14 protein-coding genes are annotated in these 17889 nt (G+C 66.4%); 9 read left to right on the top strand and 5 right to left on the bottom strand.

The genetic code is table 11. The features are described from left to right. The first annotated feature begins 36 nt into the window (after nt 1-36). A complete protein-coding gene (locus CHB65_RS08625; protein ID WP_089384655.1) occupies nt 37-630 on the top strand; it encodes a hypothetical protein in 594 nt (197 codons plus the stop codon). 42 nt (nt 631-672) lie between these two features. On the opposite strand, the gene CHB65_RS08620 is transcribed toward CHB65_RS08625, so the two are convergent. Together CHB65_RS08620 and CHB65_RS17750 are read right to left on the bottom strand one after the other, a co-directional pair. Next, on the bottom strand, nt 673-1110 hold the full coding sequence (locus CHB65_RS08620) for a DUF502 domain-containing protein (protein WP_245809940.1): 438 nt from the start codon (nt 1108-1110) through the stop codon (nt 673-675). Continuing rightward, on the bottom strand, nt 1107-1445 hold the full coding sequence (locus CHB65_RS17750; protein ID WP_245809934.1) for a DUF502 domain-containing protein: 339 nt from the start codon (nt 1443-1445) through the stop codon (nt 1107-1109). The genes CHB65_RS08620 and CHB65_RS17750 overlap by 4 nt, the downstream gene beginning before the upstream one ends. Nucleotides 1446-1555: 110 nt before the next feature. On the opposite strand from CHB65_RS17750, the gene mutS reads away from it, so the two are divergent. From mutS to hemL, 5 genes are all read left to right on the top strand, one after another. Then, entirely contained in the window at nt 1556-4381 is a 2826-nt protein-coding gene (gene mutS / locus CHB65_RS08615) for a DNA mismatch repair protein MutS (RefSeq protein ID WP_089384653.1), read from the top strand. A gap of 97 nt (nt 4382-4478) precedes the next feature. Next, nucleotides 4479-4979 carry an amino acid-binding protein gene (locus CHB65_RS08610; RefSeq protein WP_089384652.1) on the top strand — a complete coding sequence of 167 codons (501 nt, stop codon included), beginning with the start codon at nt 4479-4481 and terminating at the stop codon, nt 4977-4979. Between the two features lie 215 nt (nt 4980-5194). Continuing rightward, the gene (gene radA, locus CHB65_RS08605) at nt 5195-6226 is read left to right on the top strand and encodes a DNA repair and recombination protein RadA (protein ID WP_089384651.1); all 1032 of its coding nucleotides are present in this window, start codon (nt 5195-5197) and stop codon (nt 6224-6226) included. A 454-nt stretch (nt 6227-6680) separates the two neighbouring features. Then, nucleotides 6681-8417 (top strand): ammonium transporter, encoded by a 1737-nt coding sequence (locus tag CHB65_RS08600; RefSeq protein WP_394335415.1) that lies wholly within the window; start codon nt 6681-6683, stop codon nt 8415-8417. Between the two features lie 103 nt (nt 8418-8520). Further along, nucleotides 8521-9858: a glutamate-1-semialdehyde 2,1-aminomutase gene (gene hemL / locus CHB65_RS08595; RefSeq protein ID WP_089384649.1), complete on the top strand. Its 1338-nt coding sequence runs from the start codon at nt 8521-8523 to the stop codon at nt 9856-9858. Nucleotides 9859-9885: 27 nt separating this feature from the next. On the opposite strand, the gene CHB65_RS08590 is transcribed toward hemL, so the two are convergent. From CHB65_RS08590 to CHB65_RS08580, 3 genes are all read right to left on the bottom strand, one after another. Further along, nucleotides 9886-11112 carry a DUF2157 domain-containing protein gene (locus tag CHB65_RS08590; protein WP_089384648.1) on the bottom strand — a complete coding sequence of 409 codons (1227 nt, stop codon included), beginning with the start codon at nt 11110-11112 and terminating at the stop codon, nt 9886-9888. 196 nt (nt 11113-11308) lie between these two features. Next, nucleotides 11309-12424: a pyridoxal-phosphate-dependent aminotransferase family protein gene (locus CHB65_RS08585; RefSeq protein WP_089384647.1), complete on the bottom strand. Its 1116-nt coding sequence runs from the start codon at nt 12422-12424 to the stop codon at nt 11309-11311. A 237-nt stretch (nt 12425-12661) separates the two neighbouring features. Further along, nucleotides 12662-12919, bottom strand: a complete 258-nt coding sequence (locus CHB65_RS08580; RefSeq protein ID WP_089384646.1) for a DUF7561 family protein — start codon at nt 12917-12919, stop codon at nt 12662-12664. 113 nt (nt 12920-13032) lie between these two features. On the opposite strand from CHB65_RS08580, the gene thrC reads away from it, so the two are divergent. From thrC to cgi121, 3 genes are all read left to right on the top strand, one after another. Next, the gene (gene thrC / locus CHB65_RS08575; RefSeq protein WP_089384645.1) at nt 13033-14316 is read left to right on the top strand and encodes a threonine synthase; all 1284 of its coding nucleotides are present in this window, start codon (nt 13033-13035) and stop codon (nt 14314-14316) included. 359 nt (nt 14317-14675) lie between these two features. Continuing rightward, nucleotides 14676-17180 (top strand): ATP-dependent DNA helicase, encoded by a 2505-nt coding sequence (locus CHB65_RS08570; RefSeq protein WP_089384644.1) that lies wholly within the window; start codon nt 14676-14678, stop codon nt 17178-17180. Further along, complete coding sequence (gene cgi121 / locus CHB65_RS08565; RefSeq protein ID WP_089384643.1) at nt 17177-17767, top strand: KEOPS complex subunit Cgi121; 591 nt, start codon at nt 17177-17179, stop codon at nt 17765-17767. Before CHB65_RS08570 ends, cgi121 begins: the two co-directional genes overlap by 4 nt. Nucleotides 17768-17889: the final 122 nt, after the last annotated feature.

The raw sequence follows: 17889 nt of genomic DNA, 5'->3' as shown, positions 1-17889 counted from the left end.
CGCGGGATTCAAACCCGTCGACCCGCTATCGGTTCCATGGACACGTCGCGACGGGATCTCCTCGCCGGGGCCGGGGGGATCGTCTGCACCGGGGCGTTCGCCGGCTGCCTCGATTTTACCGCGGGCGAGGGCGCAGCGGGTCCCGAGGGCGTCCCGGACACGCTCTCGTGTGCGGACGACGAGTTCGTCCGGCTGGAACCGCCGATCGAGGAGGCCGTCGCCGATCGCTCGGCGGTGGCCGACGGCGTGAGCGTCGAACTCTCAGCGGAGGGGACCTCCGAGACCTACGGCAACTCGATGCGGCTCGCCTTCAGAAACGCCGGCGAGGATGACGTGCGAACCTACGGCGAGGACGCCTACACCATCCAGCGTGAGACCGAGGAGGGGTGGAGGGAGATCCGTGGCTCCACGTCGGGCGAGACGGTCGAGCTGCCGGCCGAAGAGGAGTCGTTGTCGCCGAATTCGGCATACAACTGGAACCTGACGCTCCGTGAGGACGCCATCGCCGAGGCCGTTTCGGGGCTCGAGTTGACCGTCTGTCCCGCGCTCGGCCCCGGCCCCCACCGGTTCGTCTACTGGGGGCTACTCGATGGGCCGCCGGTCGGCGTCGAGTTTCAGTTGATCGGGTGAGGCCCCGACGGGTGGATCAGCGGTGAGGCCCCGACGGATGGATCAGCGGTGACGCGATCGGAGCAGGTCATCGAGCGTCTCGGAGTCGACCACCCGTTGTATCTCGTCCATCGTGAATCGCTTCGGCGATCGGTCCCCCTCATCGGTGGCGATCCCGCTCGTGAGGATGGCTCGAATCCCCTCCTCGACGGTCATATCGACGTCGATCACCCGGTCCTCGGAGACGTAGGTGAGATAGCCGCCGGTGACCGGATTCGGGGCCAACGGGATGAACAGCGAGACGCCATCATCTACCTCAAGCGCGTCGGCGACGGAACCGGGCGCCTCGGTCGTCTCGAACGCGAGCAGGTACATCCCGTCGGAGAACATTTCCACGAGCTTCACGCCTTTAAACCGCTCATCGCTGTCGTTCAACGCCAACGATCCGACCTGTCGAAATCCTTTATAAATGGTGCCGACGCCCGGGACCGAGGCGATCAGGTAATCGACCGTCTCGACGAGCCGCTCGCCGTATCGATACTGTGCGAGCGACCCGACGGCGCGACGACCCCGAACACGACCAACATCGCAAAGAGCGTGACGAGCGTCTCGATGCCGGCGAGTTCGAGGACCTCGACGATCGGCTGGAGCATATCCTGCACGATCCCGACCGCGAACCAGATCACGTAGGCGGTGATCAGGATCGGGACGACGATCGCGAGGCCGGTGAGGATGATCGTACGCATCGAGCGGTCGGCGAGTGGGGACTCGCCATCGGCGCGCGGGGAGTTACTGTCAGCGCGAGCGGAGCCGCTGTCGTCACCAGGTGGTGCCATTCGATACCGATCGTTCAACAGCCGAGCCGATAACGGTTGGCACGGACGCCCACGGTGTGTCGGGGCGACGACCCGTAGGGTTTTAGCCGCCGACGGTGTCGAATACGGACATGGCAACGGGCATCGTCGGGGAGTTTCTGGAGTTAAAAGCGGAGACGGACGCCGACGTCCTCGCGATGCAATGTGGGGACTTCTACGAGTTCTTCGCGGACGACGCGGAGTTCGTCGCCGACGAGCTCGATTTGAAGGTCTCACAGAAGTCCTCACACGGCTCCTCGTATCCGATGGCGGGCGTGCCGCTCTCGGAGCTGACGCCCTACGCGAAGGCGCTCGTCGAGCGGGGCTACCGCGTCGCCGTCGCGGACCAGTACGAGACCGACGACGGCCACGCCCGCGAGATCACCCGCGTGATCACGCCCGGGACGCTGCTTGAGACGACCGATGCGGACGCCCGCTACCTCGCCGCGATCGTCCGCGAGGGCGACGTCGCCGTCGACGAGTACGGCGAGGTGCAGCACGCGGGCGGAAACGGGGCCGCAACGGCGCGGACGGACCGTACGGACCACACGGAGCCTGCCGACGGTTCCGGCGGCCCCTACGGCCTCGCGCTCGCGGACGTGACCACGGGGCGGTTCATCGTCACGGAAGTCGACGACGAAAGCGACCTCCGTGCGGAACTGTACCGCGTCGACCCCGCGGAGGTGCTGCCGGGGCCGCTCGTCCGGAACGACGACGCCGTGTTGGCGGCGGTCCGCGAGGAGCTGTCCGGATCGGTTTCGCTGTTCGATGCGGAGGCGTTCGCCCCCGGCCGGGCTCGACACGCGGTTCGTGAGCAGTTCGGATGGGAGACCGCGGAGACGGTCGGGCTCGACTCGGAACTCGCGGTCCGGGCGGCCGGCGCGGTCCTCGCGTACGTCGCGGAGACGGGTGCGGGAGTGCTCGCATCGATCACACGGCTGCAGACGTACGGCGCGGGCGACCACGTCGAACTCGACGCGACCACCCAGCGCAACCTGGAGTTGACGGAGACGATGGCCGGCGACGGCGACGGATCGCTTTTCTGCGTGCTCGATCACACCGTCACGGCGCCGGGCGGGCGGCTGCTTCGCGAGTGGCTGACCCGACCGAAGCGGGATCGGGAGGCGCTCGAATCGCGGCTCGACGCGGTCGAGGCGCTCGCGGCGGGCGCGCTCGCGCGGGATCGCCTCCGCGAGACGCTCGGGGACGCCTACGACCTCGAACGGCTCGCCGCACGCGCGACGAGCGGGGGCGCGGGCGCGAACGAGTTGCTCTCGGTCCGTGACACCCTCGCGCTCTGGCCCGAACTCGTCTCCGCGGTCGAGGGGACGCCGCTCGCGGAGTCACCCGTCGCCGACGTACTCGGACGGCCGGACCACGGGCGGGCGCGGGAGCTGTGTGCGGAGCTGTCCGACGCGCTCGCGGAGGACCCACCGAGCACGACCACGCAGGGCGGCCTGTTGTGCCGCGGCTACGACGACGAGCTCGACGGGCTCATCGATCGCCACGAGGAGGTGCAGCGCTGGTTGGACACCCTCGCGGAGCGCGAGAAACGCCAGTACGGGTTGACTCACGTCACCGTCGACCGCAACCGGACCGACGGCTACTACATCCAGGTGGGCAAGTCGGTCGCCGACGAGGTGCCCGATCACTATCGCGAGATCAAGACGCTCAAGAACTCGAAGCGGTTCGTCACCGACGAGCTCGCCGAGCGGGAGCGGGAGATCCTCCGGATCGAGGAGGCGCGCGGGGCGCTCGAAGCCGAGCTGTTCGCCGAGCTTCGCGACCGGGTCGCCGACGAAAGCGACCTGCTGCAGGACGTCGGCCGGGCGATCGCCGAACTCGACGCGTTGGCGTCGCTCGCGACCCACGCCGCCGGCAACGACTGGACGCGACCCGAACTTGTCGAGGAACGCTCGCTGTCGATCGACGCCGGGAGGCATCCGGTCGTCGAGCGGACGACCGATTTCGTCCCCAACGACCTCGCGCTCGACGCGGAGCGCGGCTTCCTGATCGTCACCGGGCCGAACATGAGCGGGAAATCGACCTATATGCGGCAGGCGGCGTTGATCCAGCTGCTCGCACAGGTCGGCTCGTTCGTGCCCGCGCGCGCCGCCCGGGTCGGGCTCGTCGACGGGATCTACACCCGCGTCGGCGCGCTCGACGAGTTGGCACAGGGCCGGTCGACGTTCATGGTCGAGATGCAGGAGCTGTCGAACATCCTCCACTCGGCGACAGAAGATTCGCTCGTGATCCTCGATGAGGTCGGCCGCGGGACCGCCACCTACGACGGCATCTCCATCGCGTGGGCCGCGACGGAGTATCTCCACAACGAGGTGCAGGCACGGACCCTCTTTGCGACCCACTATCACGAGCTGACGACGCTCGCGGACCACCTCCCCCGCGTCGAGAACGTCCACGTCGCCGTCGACGAGCGCGGCGGCGACGTGACGTTCCTCCGAACCGTCCGTGAGGGGCCGACGAACCGCTCCTACGGCGTCCACGTCGCCGACCTCGCGGGCGTCCCCGAGCCGGTCGTCGACCGCGCGGACGAGGTGCTCGATCGGCTTCGCGCCGAAAAGGCGATCGAGGCCCGCGGCGGGAGCGGACGAAGCGCAGACGGGAACGGCGGGAGCGGCGAAACCCAACAGGTCGTCTTCGATCTGTCCAGCGGATCGTTCGCCCGCGCAGGTGAGGGCACTACGCGGGGCGCCGACGATAGTGGGCAGGGCGCCGACGATAGTGGGCAGGGCGCCGACAACGAAACCACGGACGACGGTGGGAACGCCATCGATGAGGAGACCGCGGCCGTCTTGACGGAACTGGCCGACGTCGACCTCGCAGAGACGACGCCGATCGACCTCGTGGGTCGGGTGCAGAGATGGCAGAAGCGGCTCGACGCTGACGAGGAACGCTGAGCGCGACGACACCGGCTGTCGATGCCGTCCACACAGCAACGCCGACAACCGATGCCGTCCGCCTTTTTATACGCCGGGGGTGAAACGCGGACAACGCATGTTCGATGAGATCCTCGAGAAGTTCGAGGGGTCCCCCAGCCAGCAGGCGGTGATCCGGCTCTGTTTGGAGCGTGGCTTCTCGGTCAACGACGAGGGTCGGGTCGTCTCCGGCGGCATCGAGATCCCGTACACGGGCATCGCGCGCGAACTCGACGTGGACCGACGGGTGGTCGATTCGACGACGGACGCGATCTTAGCGGACCCGGAGCTGCGTCGGATCTTCGCGAACATCTCCTCGGTACCGAGTCTGATGGACCTCGCGCCCGTCCTCGGACTCACGGTGCTCACCATCGAGGTCGATGCCGCCGACGAGGCGGGGATCATCGCGGAGGTCACGGGGATCCTCGCATCCCACGACGTCCCGATCCGACAGGTGTTGAGCGACGATCCGGAGTTCACCGATGACCCCAAACTCTACGTGATCACCGACGTCGATCTCCCCGGCGATCTGCTCGTGGCGATACGCGAACTCAGCTACGTTCGGCGGGTCGGATTTTAACGGGTGTTCCACGCCGGCGACGGACACCCGGCGGCCACGGTCGACCGATCGAGGCCGGCGGCATGCATGAGTTTCACCGACATACCTTCCGCCCCGACGTAAGGATTCATGAACCATGAGGAATCAGGGACACGGGCGACGGCGATCCGCTGGCTTTCACTTTCACCCTGTAGTTAACGACACTTTATATCCCAAGCCGCACAACCCCGTGATACATGCCCGAAGACGAACTCGAGGACCTCCCAGGTGTCGGCCCCGCGACCGCGGACAAACTCATGGAAAACGGATTCGACAGCTACCAGTCGATCGCCGTCGCGAGCCCCGGCGAGATGTCGAACACGGCCGATATCGGCGAGTCGTCGGCGGCCGACATCATCAACGCCGCACGCGACGCGGCCGACGTCGGCGGCTTCGAGACGGGCGCGACCGTGCTCGAACGACGCCAGGAGATCGGGAAGCTCTCCTGGCAGATCGACGAGGTCGACGACCTGCTGGGTGGCGGCATCGAGACGCAGTCGATCACCGAGGTGTACGGTGAGTTCGGCTCCGGGAAATCACAGGTCACCCATCAGATGGCGGTCAACGTCCAGCTCGCAAAGGAGCACGGCGGGTTGGAGGGCGGCTGTATCTTCGTCGACTCCGAGGACACCTTCCGTCCCGAGCGGATCGACGACATGATCCGCGGACTTGACGAGGAGATCCTCGCCCACGAGATGGAACGCCGTGAGATCGAGGGCACCCCGAGCGACGAGGAGGCGATGGAGGAGTTAATCCAGGCGTTCCTCGATCAGATCCACGTCGCGAAGGCGTTCAACTCCAACCACCAGATCCTGCTGGCCGAGAAGGCCAAGGAGCTCGCGGGCGAACAGGAGGAGGGCGAGTGGCCCATCCGGATCGTCTGTGTGGACTCGCTGACCGCGCACTTCCGTGCCGAGTACGTCGGCCGTGGCGAGCTCGCCGAGCGCCAGCAGAAGCTGAACAAACACCTCCACGACCTGATGCGGATCGGCGACCTGTACAACACCGCCATCCTCGTCACCAATCAGGTCGCCTCCAATCCCGACTCGTACTTCGGCGACCCGACCCAGGCGATCGGCGGCAACATCCTCGGTCACGCCTCGACGTTCCGGATGTATCTCCGAAAATCGAAGGGGAACAAACGGATCGTTCGCCTCGTCGACGCGCCCAACCTCGCCGACGGCGAGGCCGTCATGCGCGTCCAGGAGGAGGGTCTGAAGCCGGAGTAGTTTCGGTTGACGAACGTCCAATTGTCGTAATAAAGCCATTAGAAGGCCCAAAACGTTCGAATTCTGCACTTCGTGATGTATCCCGATATGAGCAGATGCCCGTACCTGTCAGATTAAAACAAGTTTTGGCCGCGCGCGCCCCGTTCACAGGCACCAATGGCCGAATGAGCGGCGATTGGACAGTTTATTTACACTACATTCGTGCATAGGGGACGCAAATGTTGCGTCTCAACTGTCCAAAGAACGACCTTATATAGCATAGATTCACCCGTAAATTGGACGCACAGGGTATCATTAATCGGTCTTTTTGTGAAATTCAACTCATATGTTTATATACTCCCGTTTCAGGACGGATAGACGTGAATCACAACGCAATCGCACACACAACACAAGTATCGGTACACGATCGTTCACGGATTTCGTCCAGCGGAGGTGAGTCCGCGTGACGGGCACGCTGCTGCTTGAGCTGTCGGCCGCGGAGATCCAGACGCTCGTCGACGGCGTCAACATGACCTGGTGGCTCACGGTCACCTTCCTCATCTTCTTCATGCACGCCGGCTTCGCGATGTTGGAGGCGGGCCAGGTACGCTCGAAGAACGTCGCGAACCAGCTCACGAAGAACATGCTGACGTGGGCCGTCGGCATTTTCGTCTTCTTCGTGATCGGGATGGGCATCTCGAACAACGTCGGCTCGCTGCTCGCGGGCGGGGAGGCCTCGGCGTTGACCATGTTCGGCGAGACCGCGGACACCGGCTGGACGCTCTGGCTGTTCAGCGCCGTCTTCGCGATGACGGCCGCGACCATCGTGAGCGGGGCGGTGGCCGGACGGGCGAAGCTCCGTGCGTACGTCGGTTACACCTTCCTGCTCGCGGCGGTCATCTACCCGGTCGTCGCCGGCATGGTCTGGTACGCCCCGGGCGCTGACGCGCCGATTCTTGCAAGCCTCGGCTTCGAGGACTTCGCGGGCGGGATGGTCGTTCACGGCGTCGGCGGCGTCGCCGGACTGACCGCGGCGTGGGTCCTCGGCGCGCGGATGGACAAGTACGCCGACGACGGCTCGGTCAACGTCATTCCCGGCCATTCGATGACGTTCGCCGTGCTCGGCACGCTCGTTCTCTGTTTCGGCTGGTTCGGCTTCAACGTCGGCACGGCCGCGAACCCACTCGGCTACGGCGAGGAGGGACTCGTCCTCGCCGACTTCGCGTACGTCGGCAGCGTCGCCATGGTCACCGCCCTCGGCATGGGGATGGGGGCGATCGGCGCGGGTGCCGTCTCGCTGTATCTCAACGACAAGGTCGACACGCTCTACGTCGCGAACGGCATGCTCGCCGGCCTCGTCGGCGTCACCGGCCCGACGAACCTGATCACGCCGATGGGCGCCATCGCCATCGGCTTCCTCGCTGGCGCACAGCTCCCGCTCGTCTTCCGGTTCGTCGAGAAGCGACTGAAGATCGACGACGTCTGTGCGGTCTTCCCGGTCCACGGGAGCGCGGGGATGCTCGGACTGATCCTCTTTCCGCTGTGGTCCATCGAGGGCACCGCCGTCGGCGGCGGACTGATCGCGGGCGGGATCGTCTCGATCGAGGCGGGAATGTTCGTCCCGCAGATCGTCGGCGTCGCGGTCATCACGATCTGGACGGTGCTCGCGACCGCTGCGGTCTGGGGCGCGTTCAAGGCGATCGGACAGGCCCGCGTCACGCCCGAGCACGAGCGTGACGGGCTCGATGTCACCGAACACGGCATCGATACCTACCCCGAGTTCGGCAAGCCCAACGTCGTGACCGACGGGGGTGCGGTGGGAACGAGCGTCGAGTCACCGCGTGCCGACGGCGGCGCGGAAGCCGGGACCGATATCAAGCTGGTCACCGCGGTCGTTCGGCCCGACAGGTTGTCGGCGATCAAGACCGCCCTCGCTGAGATCGGCGCTCCCTCGCTCACGGTGACGAACGTCTCCGGGCGCGGCTCCCAGCCCGCAAAGAAGGGCCAGTGGCGCGGCGAGGAGTTCGTCGTCGACCTCCACCAGAAGATAAAAGTCGACGTCGTCGTCGCGGACATCCCGGCCGACGAGGTCGCCGAGGCGATCCGAAGCGCCGCCGAAACCGGCGAGCCCGGCGACGGGAAGGTGTTCATCCTGCCCGTGGAGGACGCGCTACAGGTTCGGACGGGGACGACCGGGCCGGAAGCGGTATAACATAAGCGACCGACGGCGGCCCCGGGAGATGTCACCAGCGAATGCACGACCCCGGCGCGCCCGCTCGGCAACGCATTTCTATCCCCCGGTCGAAACCACGAGTATGAACCACGAGCGCTCACGCCAGCTGTACGACCGCGCGTTGTCGGTCGCACCCGGCGGCGTCAACTCCTCGGTCCGCGCGACGATGCCACACCCGATCTTCGCCGAGCGCGGCGACGGCGGGCATGTGATCGACGCGGACGGTAACCGCTACATCGACTGGGTGATGGGCTACGGGCCGCTCCTGTACGGCCACGACCTCCCTGAGCCGGTCGAGGCGGCGATCCAATCACACACCGCCGGCGGTCCGATGTACGGGATGCCGACGGAGATCGAGGTCGAACACGCGGAGTTCGTCGCCCGTCACGTCCCGAGCGTGGAGTCGATCCGGTTCGTCAACTCCGGCACCGAGGCGACGGTCTCGGCCGTCCGGCTGGCCCGCGGCTACACCGGCCGCGAGAAGGTCGTCATCATGCAGGGCGGCTACCACGGCGCACAGGAGTCGACGCTGGTCGAGGGCACGTCCGACAGCGCCCATCCCTCGACCGCGGGAGTTCCCGAGGCGTTCGCCGAACACACCCTCCCGATCCCGTTCAACGACGTGGAGGCGGCAACGGAGGTGTTCGCGGAGTACGGCGACGACATCGCGGCCGTCCTCGTCGAGCCGATCCTCGCGAACAACGGGATCGTGATGCCGGTTGACGGCTACCACGAGACTCTCCGTGACCTCTGTACGGATCACGGCTCGCTGCTCATTTTCGATGAGGTGATCACGGGGTTCCGCGTCGGCGGGCTCGGCTGTGCCCAGTCGGCGCTCGGCGTCACCCCGGACGTCACCACCTTCGGAAAGATCATCGGCGGCGGCTTCCCCGTCGGGGCCATCGGCGGGACGGCGGAGATCATCGAGGGGTTCACCCCTGCGGGCGACGTCTTTCAGTCGGGGACGTTCTCGGGTCACCCGGTCACGATGGCCGCGGGCAAGGCCTCCTTGGAGTACGCCGCCGAAAACGACGTCTACGACCACGTCAACCGACTCGGTCGCATGCTTCGTGAGGGGATCACGGAGATCTGCGCCGAACGGGCCCCGGAGTACACGGTGGTCGGAACCGACTCGATGTTCAAGACGGTCTTCACTCGTGAGGGGCCGACGAGCGCCGCTGACTGCTGTCCGGCGGGTTGTCTACAGGATCCGGAGTGTGGACGGTACGGCGCCTGTCCGAAGACGGGTGCCGACGTCGCAGCTGCCGAGACGGACCGCTGGGAGCGCGTCTTCTGGCAGGGGATGAAAGACGAAGGGGTGTTGCTCACGGCGAACCAGTTCGAGTGCCAGTTCACCTCCTACGCACACACCGAGGAGGACGTCGAACGGACGCTTGAGGCGTATCGGGCGGTCTTATAAACCAACGACGACGGTCGCCTTCCACGTTCATCGGGCGCGGATCCGCGCCAGCACCGCCCGTCGTCCACGCTCGGCGGCGAGCGCCGTCGCGAGCAACACGACTCCGGCGAAGACGAGTGCAAGGGGCCCGGAGACGACATCGGTGACCGGACCGGCCAGAAACGCGAGCACTCCCAAGACGAACCCGAGCGTCGCGACGTTGACCAGTCCCGTTTCCTGGAGTTCGACGGCGGCGGCGACGAGGACGACGACCACGCCGAATAGACAGGCGAGCCCGAACAACGCGGTCGGTACACGTCCGACCGGTGAGGCAGCAACGGTCCACAGCGCGGCAAGCCCGACTGGGGCGACGAGCCCCGGAAGCACGCCGTAGCGGACACGCCGGGTACGACGGCCGAGCCCCAAAGCGACGAACGCCGCAGCGACCGCGACGACGCCGAACAGTGCGGTTCCGGTCCCGGGGTCAAGCCGAGGCGGCTCGCCCGAGGCCGTCGGAGCGGCGAGCGCGACGACGGCGAGCGTCGCGCCGACCCATCGAAGAACGCTCCCGAACCGGACGGACGGACGCGTCGAATCGTCGACGGATCCCCACGACAGGGAGGTGACCGCTCCCGCGACGTATGCGGCCGCCCCGTAGAACCCGACGAGCAGGATCGGCTCGCCGGGATCGATCGCCGCGACGCTCGTCGCCAATCCGAGCAGAACGCCGATCGTGGCGATGGGCCGGGAGTCAAGCCCGCTGGCGACGACGAGCGCGAGCGCGGTCCACGCGAGCAGGAGCCAGCGTTCGGCGGTCGTGGAGCCAAGGGTGTCCATGACCCCGGATAGCTCCGCCAGCTGAAAAAGCGAGACGCCAGCAAAGAGCACGGCGAGCAGCCAGAGCCCGTGCGCGGTTCGAGGCGCTCGCCGACGGAGCCGATAGCCACCACCGCCTGCACCGATCGGGACGGCCAGCAACGCGAGCACGCGGCCCGCGACCGGGATCTCTTCCCAGCGTTCGAGCAGAAAGGTGCCGATGCCGACGGCGACGAGGACGCCGCCCATCAGCGCGAGCGCAACGACGACGCGCCGATCGGTGATCAATCGCGACTCCGTGTCGGTCGAGGGGAGCGGCTCCTCGTCGGTTGCACTGTTCCGAACTGACGCGGGCTCATCGAGATCCTCGAACGCACGGATCCGCTCGGCCGTCGACTCCTCGATCACCCCTTCGTCGATCCATCGGCGGAGGGCAGTTCGGAGATCGTCGGGGTCCATGGATGGACGCACTGGAGCCGACCCGAAAGGTCTTCGGGCGAGTCGCCGGTCGATCCGTGCGGACTGGATCGGTTCGCCTCTGCTTTTGATATAGCGCTATGAGATATAATAATGGGTCTGCAACGGATCAGTAACCATCCGAGAAAGCGGCTCAGTCGACCGAAAACGGGCGTGTTCCGCAGAGCGAGAGATCTACTTACAATTCCGCGACGTCCTCGATGGCGTCGGTCAGCTCGCGAACGCTCTCGACGGTGTGTTCACCCATGTGGCCGATCCGGAAGGTCTGCTCGGCGATGTCGCCGTAGCCGTTCGAAAAGACCATGTCATACCGCTCGGAGACCTCCTCGATCGTCGCCGCGACGTCGATCCCCTGCGTGTTCTCGACGCAGGTGACCGTCTGTGAGGCGTAGCCCTCCTCGGCGAAGAGATCGAAGTGCTCGTCAGCCCAGTCGTGGACGTATGCGCGCATCTCGCGGTGACGCTCGTCGCGAGCGGCGTGGCCCTCCTCCAGCATGTGTTTCATCTGGACGCGGTAGGCCAACATGAGCGGGATGGCGGGCGTCGAGTGGGTCTGACCCTTCCGGTCGTAGTAGTCGAGACAGCGGCGGAACCCACCGTACCACGAGGAGGTGCCCTTCGAGGCCTCCCGTTTGTAGGCATCGTCGCTCACGACACAGACCGCGAGCCCCGGCGGCATCGCGAACGCCTTCTGGACGGACGTGAAGATGGCGTCGATCCCGTGTTTCTCGATGTCGACGTAATCGCCACCCAGCGCGGAGATGGCGTCGACGACGAAGGAGGTGTCCGGATACTCGGCGACGACGTCGCCGATCTCCTCGATCGGGTTTCGGACGCCGGTCGACGTCTCGTTCATCACGACGGTAACGGCGTCGTAGCCCTCCTCGCTCGCCTCGAGCGCCTCGCGGACGTCCTCGGGTTTAACCGCCCGGCCCCACTCGTACTCGATCCGGTCCACCTCGCGGCCGAGTCGCTCAGTAACGTTGGCCTGGCGTTCGCTGAAGCTACCGGAAGTCGGACAGAGCACGCGACCGTCCCGTGAGACGAGGTTGAGCGTCGTCGCCTCCCAGAACTCGGTCCCCGAGGCAGTGAGGATGATGACGTCGTTGTCGGTATCGAGGAACGTTTTCGTGTCCTCGACGATGGTCGTATAGAGGTCGGTCATCCGATCCATCCGATGGCCGAACATCGGCTGGGCCATCGCCTCAATGACGTCTTCGCGGACCTCCGTCGGGCCCGGTAAATACAGCGTCTTATCCCGGTAGTCGTCCGTGTAATCCTGTTTCTTGGTCACTGAAACCACCTATACCCTAACCCGCGTGGCCGGAGCGTATGGTGTTTGTGATGCGCCGTGAGGGACTCCCACGGGTCGACGCGGGGGGCCGTCCGTGGCCCGTTCGATCGGGGGGAGGCGGACGGGGGCGTTCGAATCAATAAACTAGATGACGCGATATCAAATACGCCGGCGCGCGTATCGCTCGGCTTCAGGAAGTCACGAGAGAACGCGTGCGATGATGCCGACTGGCGACGGTTATCGCCAGTGCCAGAAGCTGTTTCCGTCCTCCTCGACCGGCTCGGTTCGCTCCTTGAGTTCGGCGACGTCCTCGGCGGTCGGCTCGTGGTCGCCCGGCAGCTCCTCCATACAGTCGAAACAGAGGAAGAACTCCGAGCCGTCGGAGAGTTCGAGGGTCAACCCCTGTGTCGACTCGAACGCGAAGTTCCAGAGGTCGCCGATCCCGCCCGCGATCCGGACGCTACGTTCACAGACGTCGCACGGCTCCGAGGCCATGGACGAGGTACGGGTTGCGCACGCATAAGCGAGGTGTGTTCGACGGGGAACGTGGGCAGGTGGACGTCGCCCGCATCGGCCGGCTTAAGGGCCGGCGGGACGGAGGGCCGCCAATGAGTCTCGCTATCGACGATCCGACGCCGTCGGCACCGGCGTGTGCCGACGACGGAACGTGGCTCGCCTGTATCGAGTGCGAGGAGACGTTCGCGCCCTTCGAGGCCGTCCGGTACACCTGCGACGAGTGCGACGGGTTGCTTGAGGTCCGCTACGCGAACCCGCCGACGTTCGAGGATTTCGGCGAGGGAGCCGACTCGGAGGGACCCGACCGAGGCGTCTGGCGTTACCGTGAGGCGCTTCCGTTCGATCTCGGCGTCACCCTGCCGGAAGGAGGTACGCCGTTACACCGTGTCCCGCGGATCGAGGAGGCCGTGGGCGTGGAGGCACTTCGGATCAAACACGAGGGGATGAATCCGACCGGCTCGTTCAAGGACCGCGGGATGACCGTGGGGGTCCGCGTCGCCAAGGAACTGGGCGTCGACGCGCTCGCGTGTGCGTCGACCGGGAACACCTCGGCCGCGCTCGCCGCCTACGGCGGCCGCGGCGACATGCAGACGCTGGTGCTGTTGCCGAAGGGGAAGGTCGCGGCGGGCAAGATCGCCCAAGCGAGCCTGCACGGCGCGCGAATCCTGGAGGTCGACGGCAACTTCGACGCCTGCTTGGACATCGTTCAGGAACTCGCCGCCCGCGGCGAGGTCTACCTGCTCAACTCGCTGAATCCATTCCGGCTGGAGGGCCAGAAGACGATCGGCTTCGAGATACTGGAGGAGTTCCACGCCGACTACGGCGTCTATCCCGATCGGATCGTGCTTCCGGTGGGGAACGCGGGGAACACCTCGGCGATTTATAAAGGCTTCCGCGAGCTGGTCCAATCCGGCGCGTTGGACCCCGAGGACGTCCCGAAGCTCACCGGCGTGCAGGCCGAGGGTGCGGCGCCGATGGTCGAGGCGATCGAGGAGGGAGCCGACGAGGTCCGTCGCTGGGAGCAGGTCGAGACGCGTGCGACGGCCATCCGTATCGGCAACCCGGTGAACGCGCCGAAGGCGCTTCCCGGGATCCGAAATACGGGCGGGACGGCGATCGCCGTGAGCGACGTGGAGATCACGGCCGCCCAACGACATCTCGCCGTCGAGGGCGTCGGCGTGGAGCCCGCCTCCGCCGCGAGCCTCGCCGGCCTCAAAAAGCTCCGCCGACAGGGCGTCGTCGATGACGACGAGCGCGTCGTCTGTCTAACCACCGGACACCTTTTAAAAGATCCCGACGCGGCTTATGAGGCCGGCGGCGATCCGGAGCCGGTGCCGAACGACGTCGACGCCGTCCTCAAACACATTCGCGGCTAACGCAGGCACCGCCATATCGGATCATCATTTATATACCACAATCGAAGAGCCCGCTGCCCTTGGCTCGGGATCGACCCCGACACCCCACGGGGTGGGACTGAAAGGGGCGACGCGCTCGCGGGCTGCGGCTCGCTGCGATCCTCGCTCGGTCGCTCCGCTCCCTCCCTGCGGTTCTTGCGTCGCCTCGCACCGCGAGCGCGTCGGGGCTTTCGCGGGTGGTTGAACCAACGTCTCCAATGGTGCAGGATCCGCCTAATATACCGAATCGACCAGGAGTGCCCACACCATTCAAAGATAAAAACACGTTCCACACGCCATCCTTCCGACGTGTTAAACCGGATCGGGAACAACCGGCACGTATGAAGCCGAGTTCGCTCTCCGGCCTTCCCGCGGGCGTCGGCGACGCGTTGGAGGCGGAGGGCGTCGCGGAGCTATATCCGCCACAGGCGGCGGCCGTCGAGGCGGGGATCCTTGAGGGCGAAAGCCTCGTGGCCGCGGTCCCTACGGCGTCCGGAAAGACGCTCATCGCCGAACTCGCCATGCTCTCGGCGGTCGAACGCGGCGGCAAGGCGCTCTACATCGTCCCGCTTCGCGCGCTCGCGAGCGAGAAGAAGGCCGAGTTCGAACGCTGGGAGGATCACGGGGTCACCGTCGGCGTCTCGACGGGCAACTACGACTCCGACGGCGAGTGGCTCGCGACGCGGGACATCATCGTCGCCACGAGCGAGAAGGTCGACTCGCTCGTCCGAAACGGCGCGCCGTGGATCGACGATCTGACCTGTGTCGTGAGCGATGAGGTCCACCTCGTCGACGACTCGCATCGGGGCCCCACGCTCGAAGTGACGCTGGCGAAGCTCCGACGGGTGAATCCCGGCCTGCAGACGGTGGCGCTCTCGGCGACCGTCGGCAACGCGGACGTCATCGCCGACTGGCTCGACGCCGAACTCGTCGAATCCGACTGGCGACCGATCGACCTCCGCGTCGGCGTCCACTACGGCAACGCGATCAACTTCGACGACGGGAGCCAACGGGAGGTACGCGTCGACCGCGGCGGCGACCAAACGGCCGCGCTCGTCGCCGACGCGCTCGATACTGAGGCCGACGGGCAGGGCGGTTCCTCGCTCGTCTTCGTCAACTCACGCCGCAACGCGGAATCCGCGGCACGCCGGTTAGGGGAGGTGACCGCGAGCCGGCTGACCGACGACGAGCGCGACGAACTGCGTGAGCTCGCATCGGAACTTCGGGACGTCTCCGACACCGAAACGTCCACCGACCTCGCGAGCGCCGTCGAGGAGGGGGCTGCGTTCCACCATGCCGGGTTGGCGAGCGAGCATCGGTCGCTCATCGAGGACGCCTTCCGCGACCGACTCGTCAAGTGTGTCTGTGCGACGCCGACGCTCGCAGCAGGGGTCAACACCCCCGCACGGCGGGTGATCGTGCGCGACTGGCGACGATACGACGGGGACTACGGCGGGATGAAACCGCTCGACGTGCTGGAGGTCCACCAGATGTGTGGCCGCGCAGGACGGCCGGGGCTCGACCCGTACGGCGAGGCGGTGTTGCTCGCGTCCAGCGCCGACACGATGGACGAACTGTTCGATCGCTACATTTGGGCGGAGGCCGAACCCGTTCGCTCGAAGCTCGCCGTCGAACCCGCGCTCCGGACACACGTCCTCGCCACCGTCGCCTCCGGGTTCGCTTCGACCCGCGAGGGGTTACTCGAGTTCCTCGATAACACCCTCTATGCGACCCAGACCGACGACGCGGGGCGGCTCGAAAGCGTCACCGATCGGGTGCTCGAGTACCTGGAAATAAACGGGTTCATCGAACGGGAGTGGAGCGGAAACCGCGAGACGCTCACCGCGACGGGGATCGGCCACACCGTCTCCCGGCTCTACCTCGATCCGATGAGCGCCGCGACGATGATCGACGGCCTTCGGGAAGCCTGTGCGGACGGCGGGGACGACCGATCCGCCGACTACGCCTTCTCGGGGACCGGCGTCGAGGGCGATGGAGATGGGATCGAAACCAGCGAGGGCGAAGGTGACGACGGGCCGTTCGGAACCTACTCGCTGTCGGACGTTGACGCCGGGGCCGAGACCGGCGCGGGCGCGGGGGGCGCGAATGGCGAAAGCGCCGGCGAGGAGAAGACGGAGGGGGCGGCCCGCGAACTCACGCCGCTCGGACTCTATCACCTCGTTAGCCGGACGCCGGACACCTACGAGCTCTACTTGAAATCCGGCGACCGCGAGACGTACGAGGAGCTCCTATATGAACGCGAGGAGGAACTGCTCGGGGACGCGCCGTCTGCATACGACGACGTCAACTTCGAGGACTGGCTCGCCTCGCTGAAGACCGCCCGTCTGCTGGAGGACTGGGCGAGCGAGGTCGACGAGGATCGGATCACCGAGCGCTACGGCGTCGGCCCTGGCGACGTCCGCGGGAAAGTCGAGACGGCGGAGTGGCTGCTTCGAGCGGCGGAGACGCTCGCGCGCGACGTGGAGGGCGTCGATGGCGACGCGGTCCTCGCGGTTCGAGAGGCGAGGAAACGTGTCGAGTACGGCGTCCGCGAGGAGCTGTTGGACCTCGCCGGCGTCCGAGGGATCGGACGGAAGCGCGCTCGTCGACTGTATGAGGCAGGTATCGAGAGCCGTGTCGACCTTCGGGAGGCGGAGAAGGCGGTCGTGTTGGGTGCGCTCCGCGGGCGGGAGCGGACGGCCGAGCGGATCCTCGAACACGCCGGCCGTGAAGACCCCTCGATGGAGGGCGTTCGAGCGGATCGGTCGGCCTCGGCGGCGGCGACCGCCGGGTCCGCGAGCGACGAGGACGGCAGCGGTCAGGCCAACCTCGGTGATTTCGGATGATCGACGCCGGTACACCGTCGCTCGACGCGTCGACACCGGATCCATCGGTTAGAATCATCTCCGGAACGGCAGCGGTCGACGACCTCGACGAGTTCCTCGGGTCCATCCGGGAGATCACCGACGAAACGGGCGCGGTCATACAGGCGTTCGACGCCGACCTGATCGTCTCCGAGGAGACGTTACGGCTCGCCACCCGGCTCGCGGCACGGGCGATCGCTCGCGACGAGGCGGTCGCGCGCGACCCCGCCGTCGAGATACTGCTCTATGCTGCCGGGCGTCGCCAGATCGACCAAGCGTTGCGGCTCGGCGTCCCCGAGGGTCGGAGCGACGTGATCGTCGTCGTCGCCGACTTCGGGAAGGTACCGCGTGCGGAACGGCCGGATGCCGACCTCACCGCCGCCGTCGAACGAGTCGAAACACTGCTGGTCGACGCACACGGGCGGGACTCGACCGAAACGTCGCGACGGTTCGATTCGGAGGCGGTCACCGACTGGTATTCGATTACCGAACACGAGATCGGCGCGACGGCCGGCGATCTCGAGGCCATCGTCCACGAACGGATCGCCCTGCTCGACGTCGAAAAGTGACACCCCCCTAGTTCCAGTCCAAACCGCACGCCCCTATTGGGATTGATCCTCCAGATGAAACGAAGGGTTGGGAGAGAAAAAGCGATGAGAGGAGGGTTCGTCGGCGGTCACGAACGCGTGAG

It is taken from the genome of Halorubrum vacuolatum, assembly GCF_900188065.1.
Classification (GTDB): domain Archaea; phylum Halobacteriota; class Halobacteria; order Halobacteriales; family Haloferacaceae; genus Halorubrum; species Halorubrum vacuolatum.
Note: the sequence above shows the minus strand (reverse complement) of the source record. Positions and strands in the feature narration are given on the sequence as shown.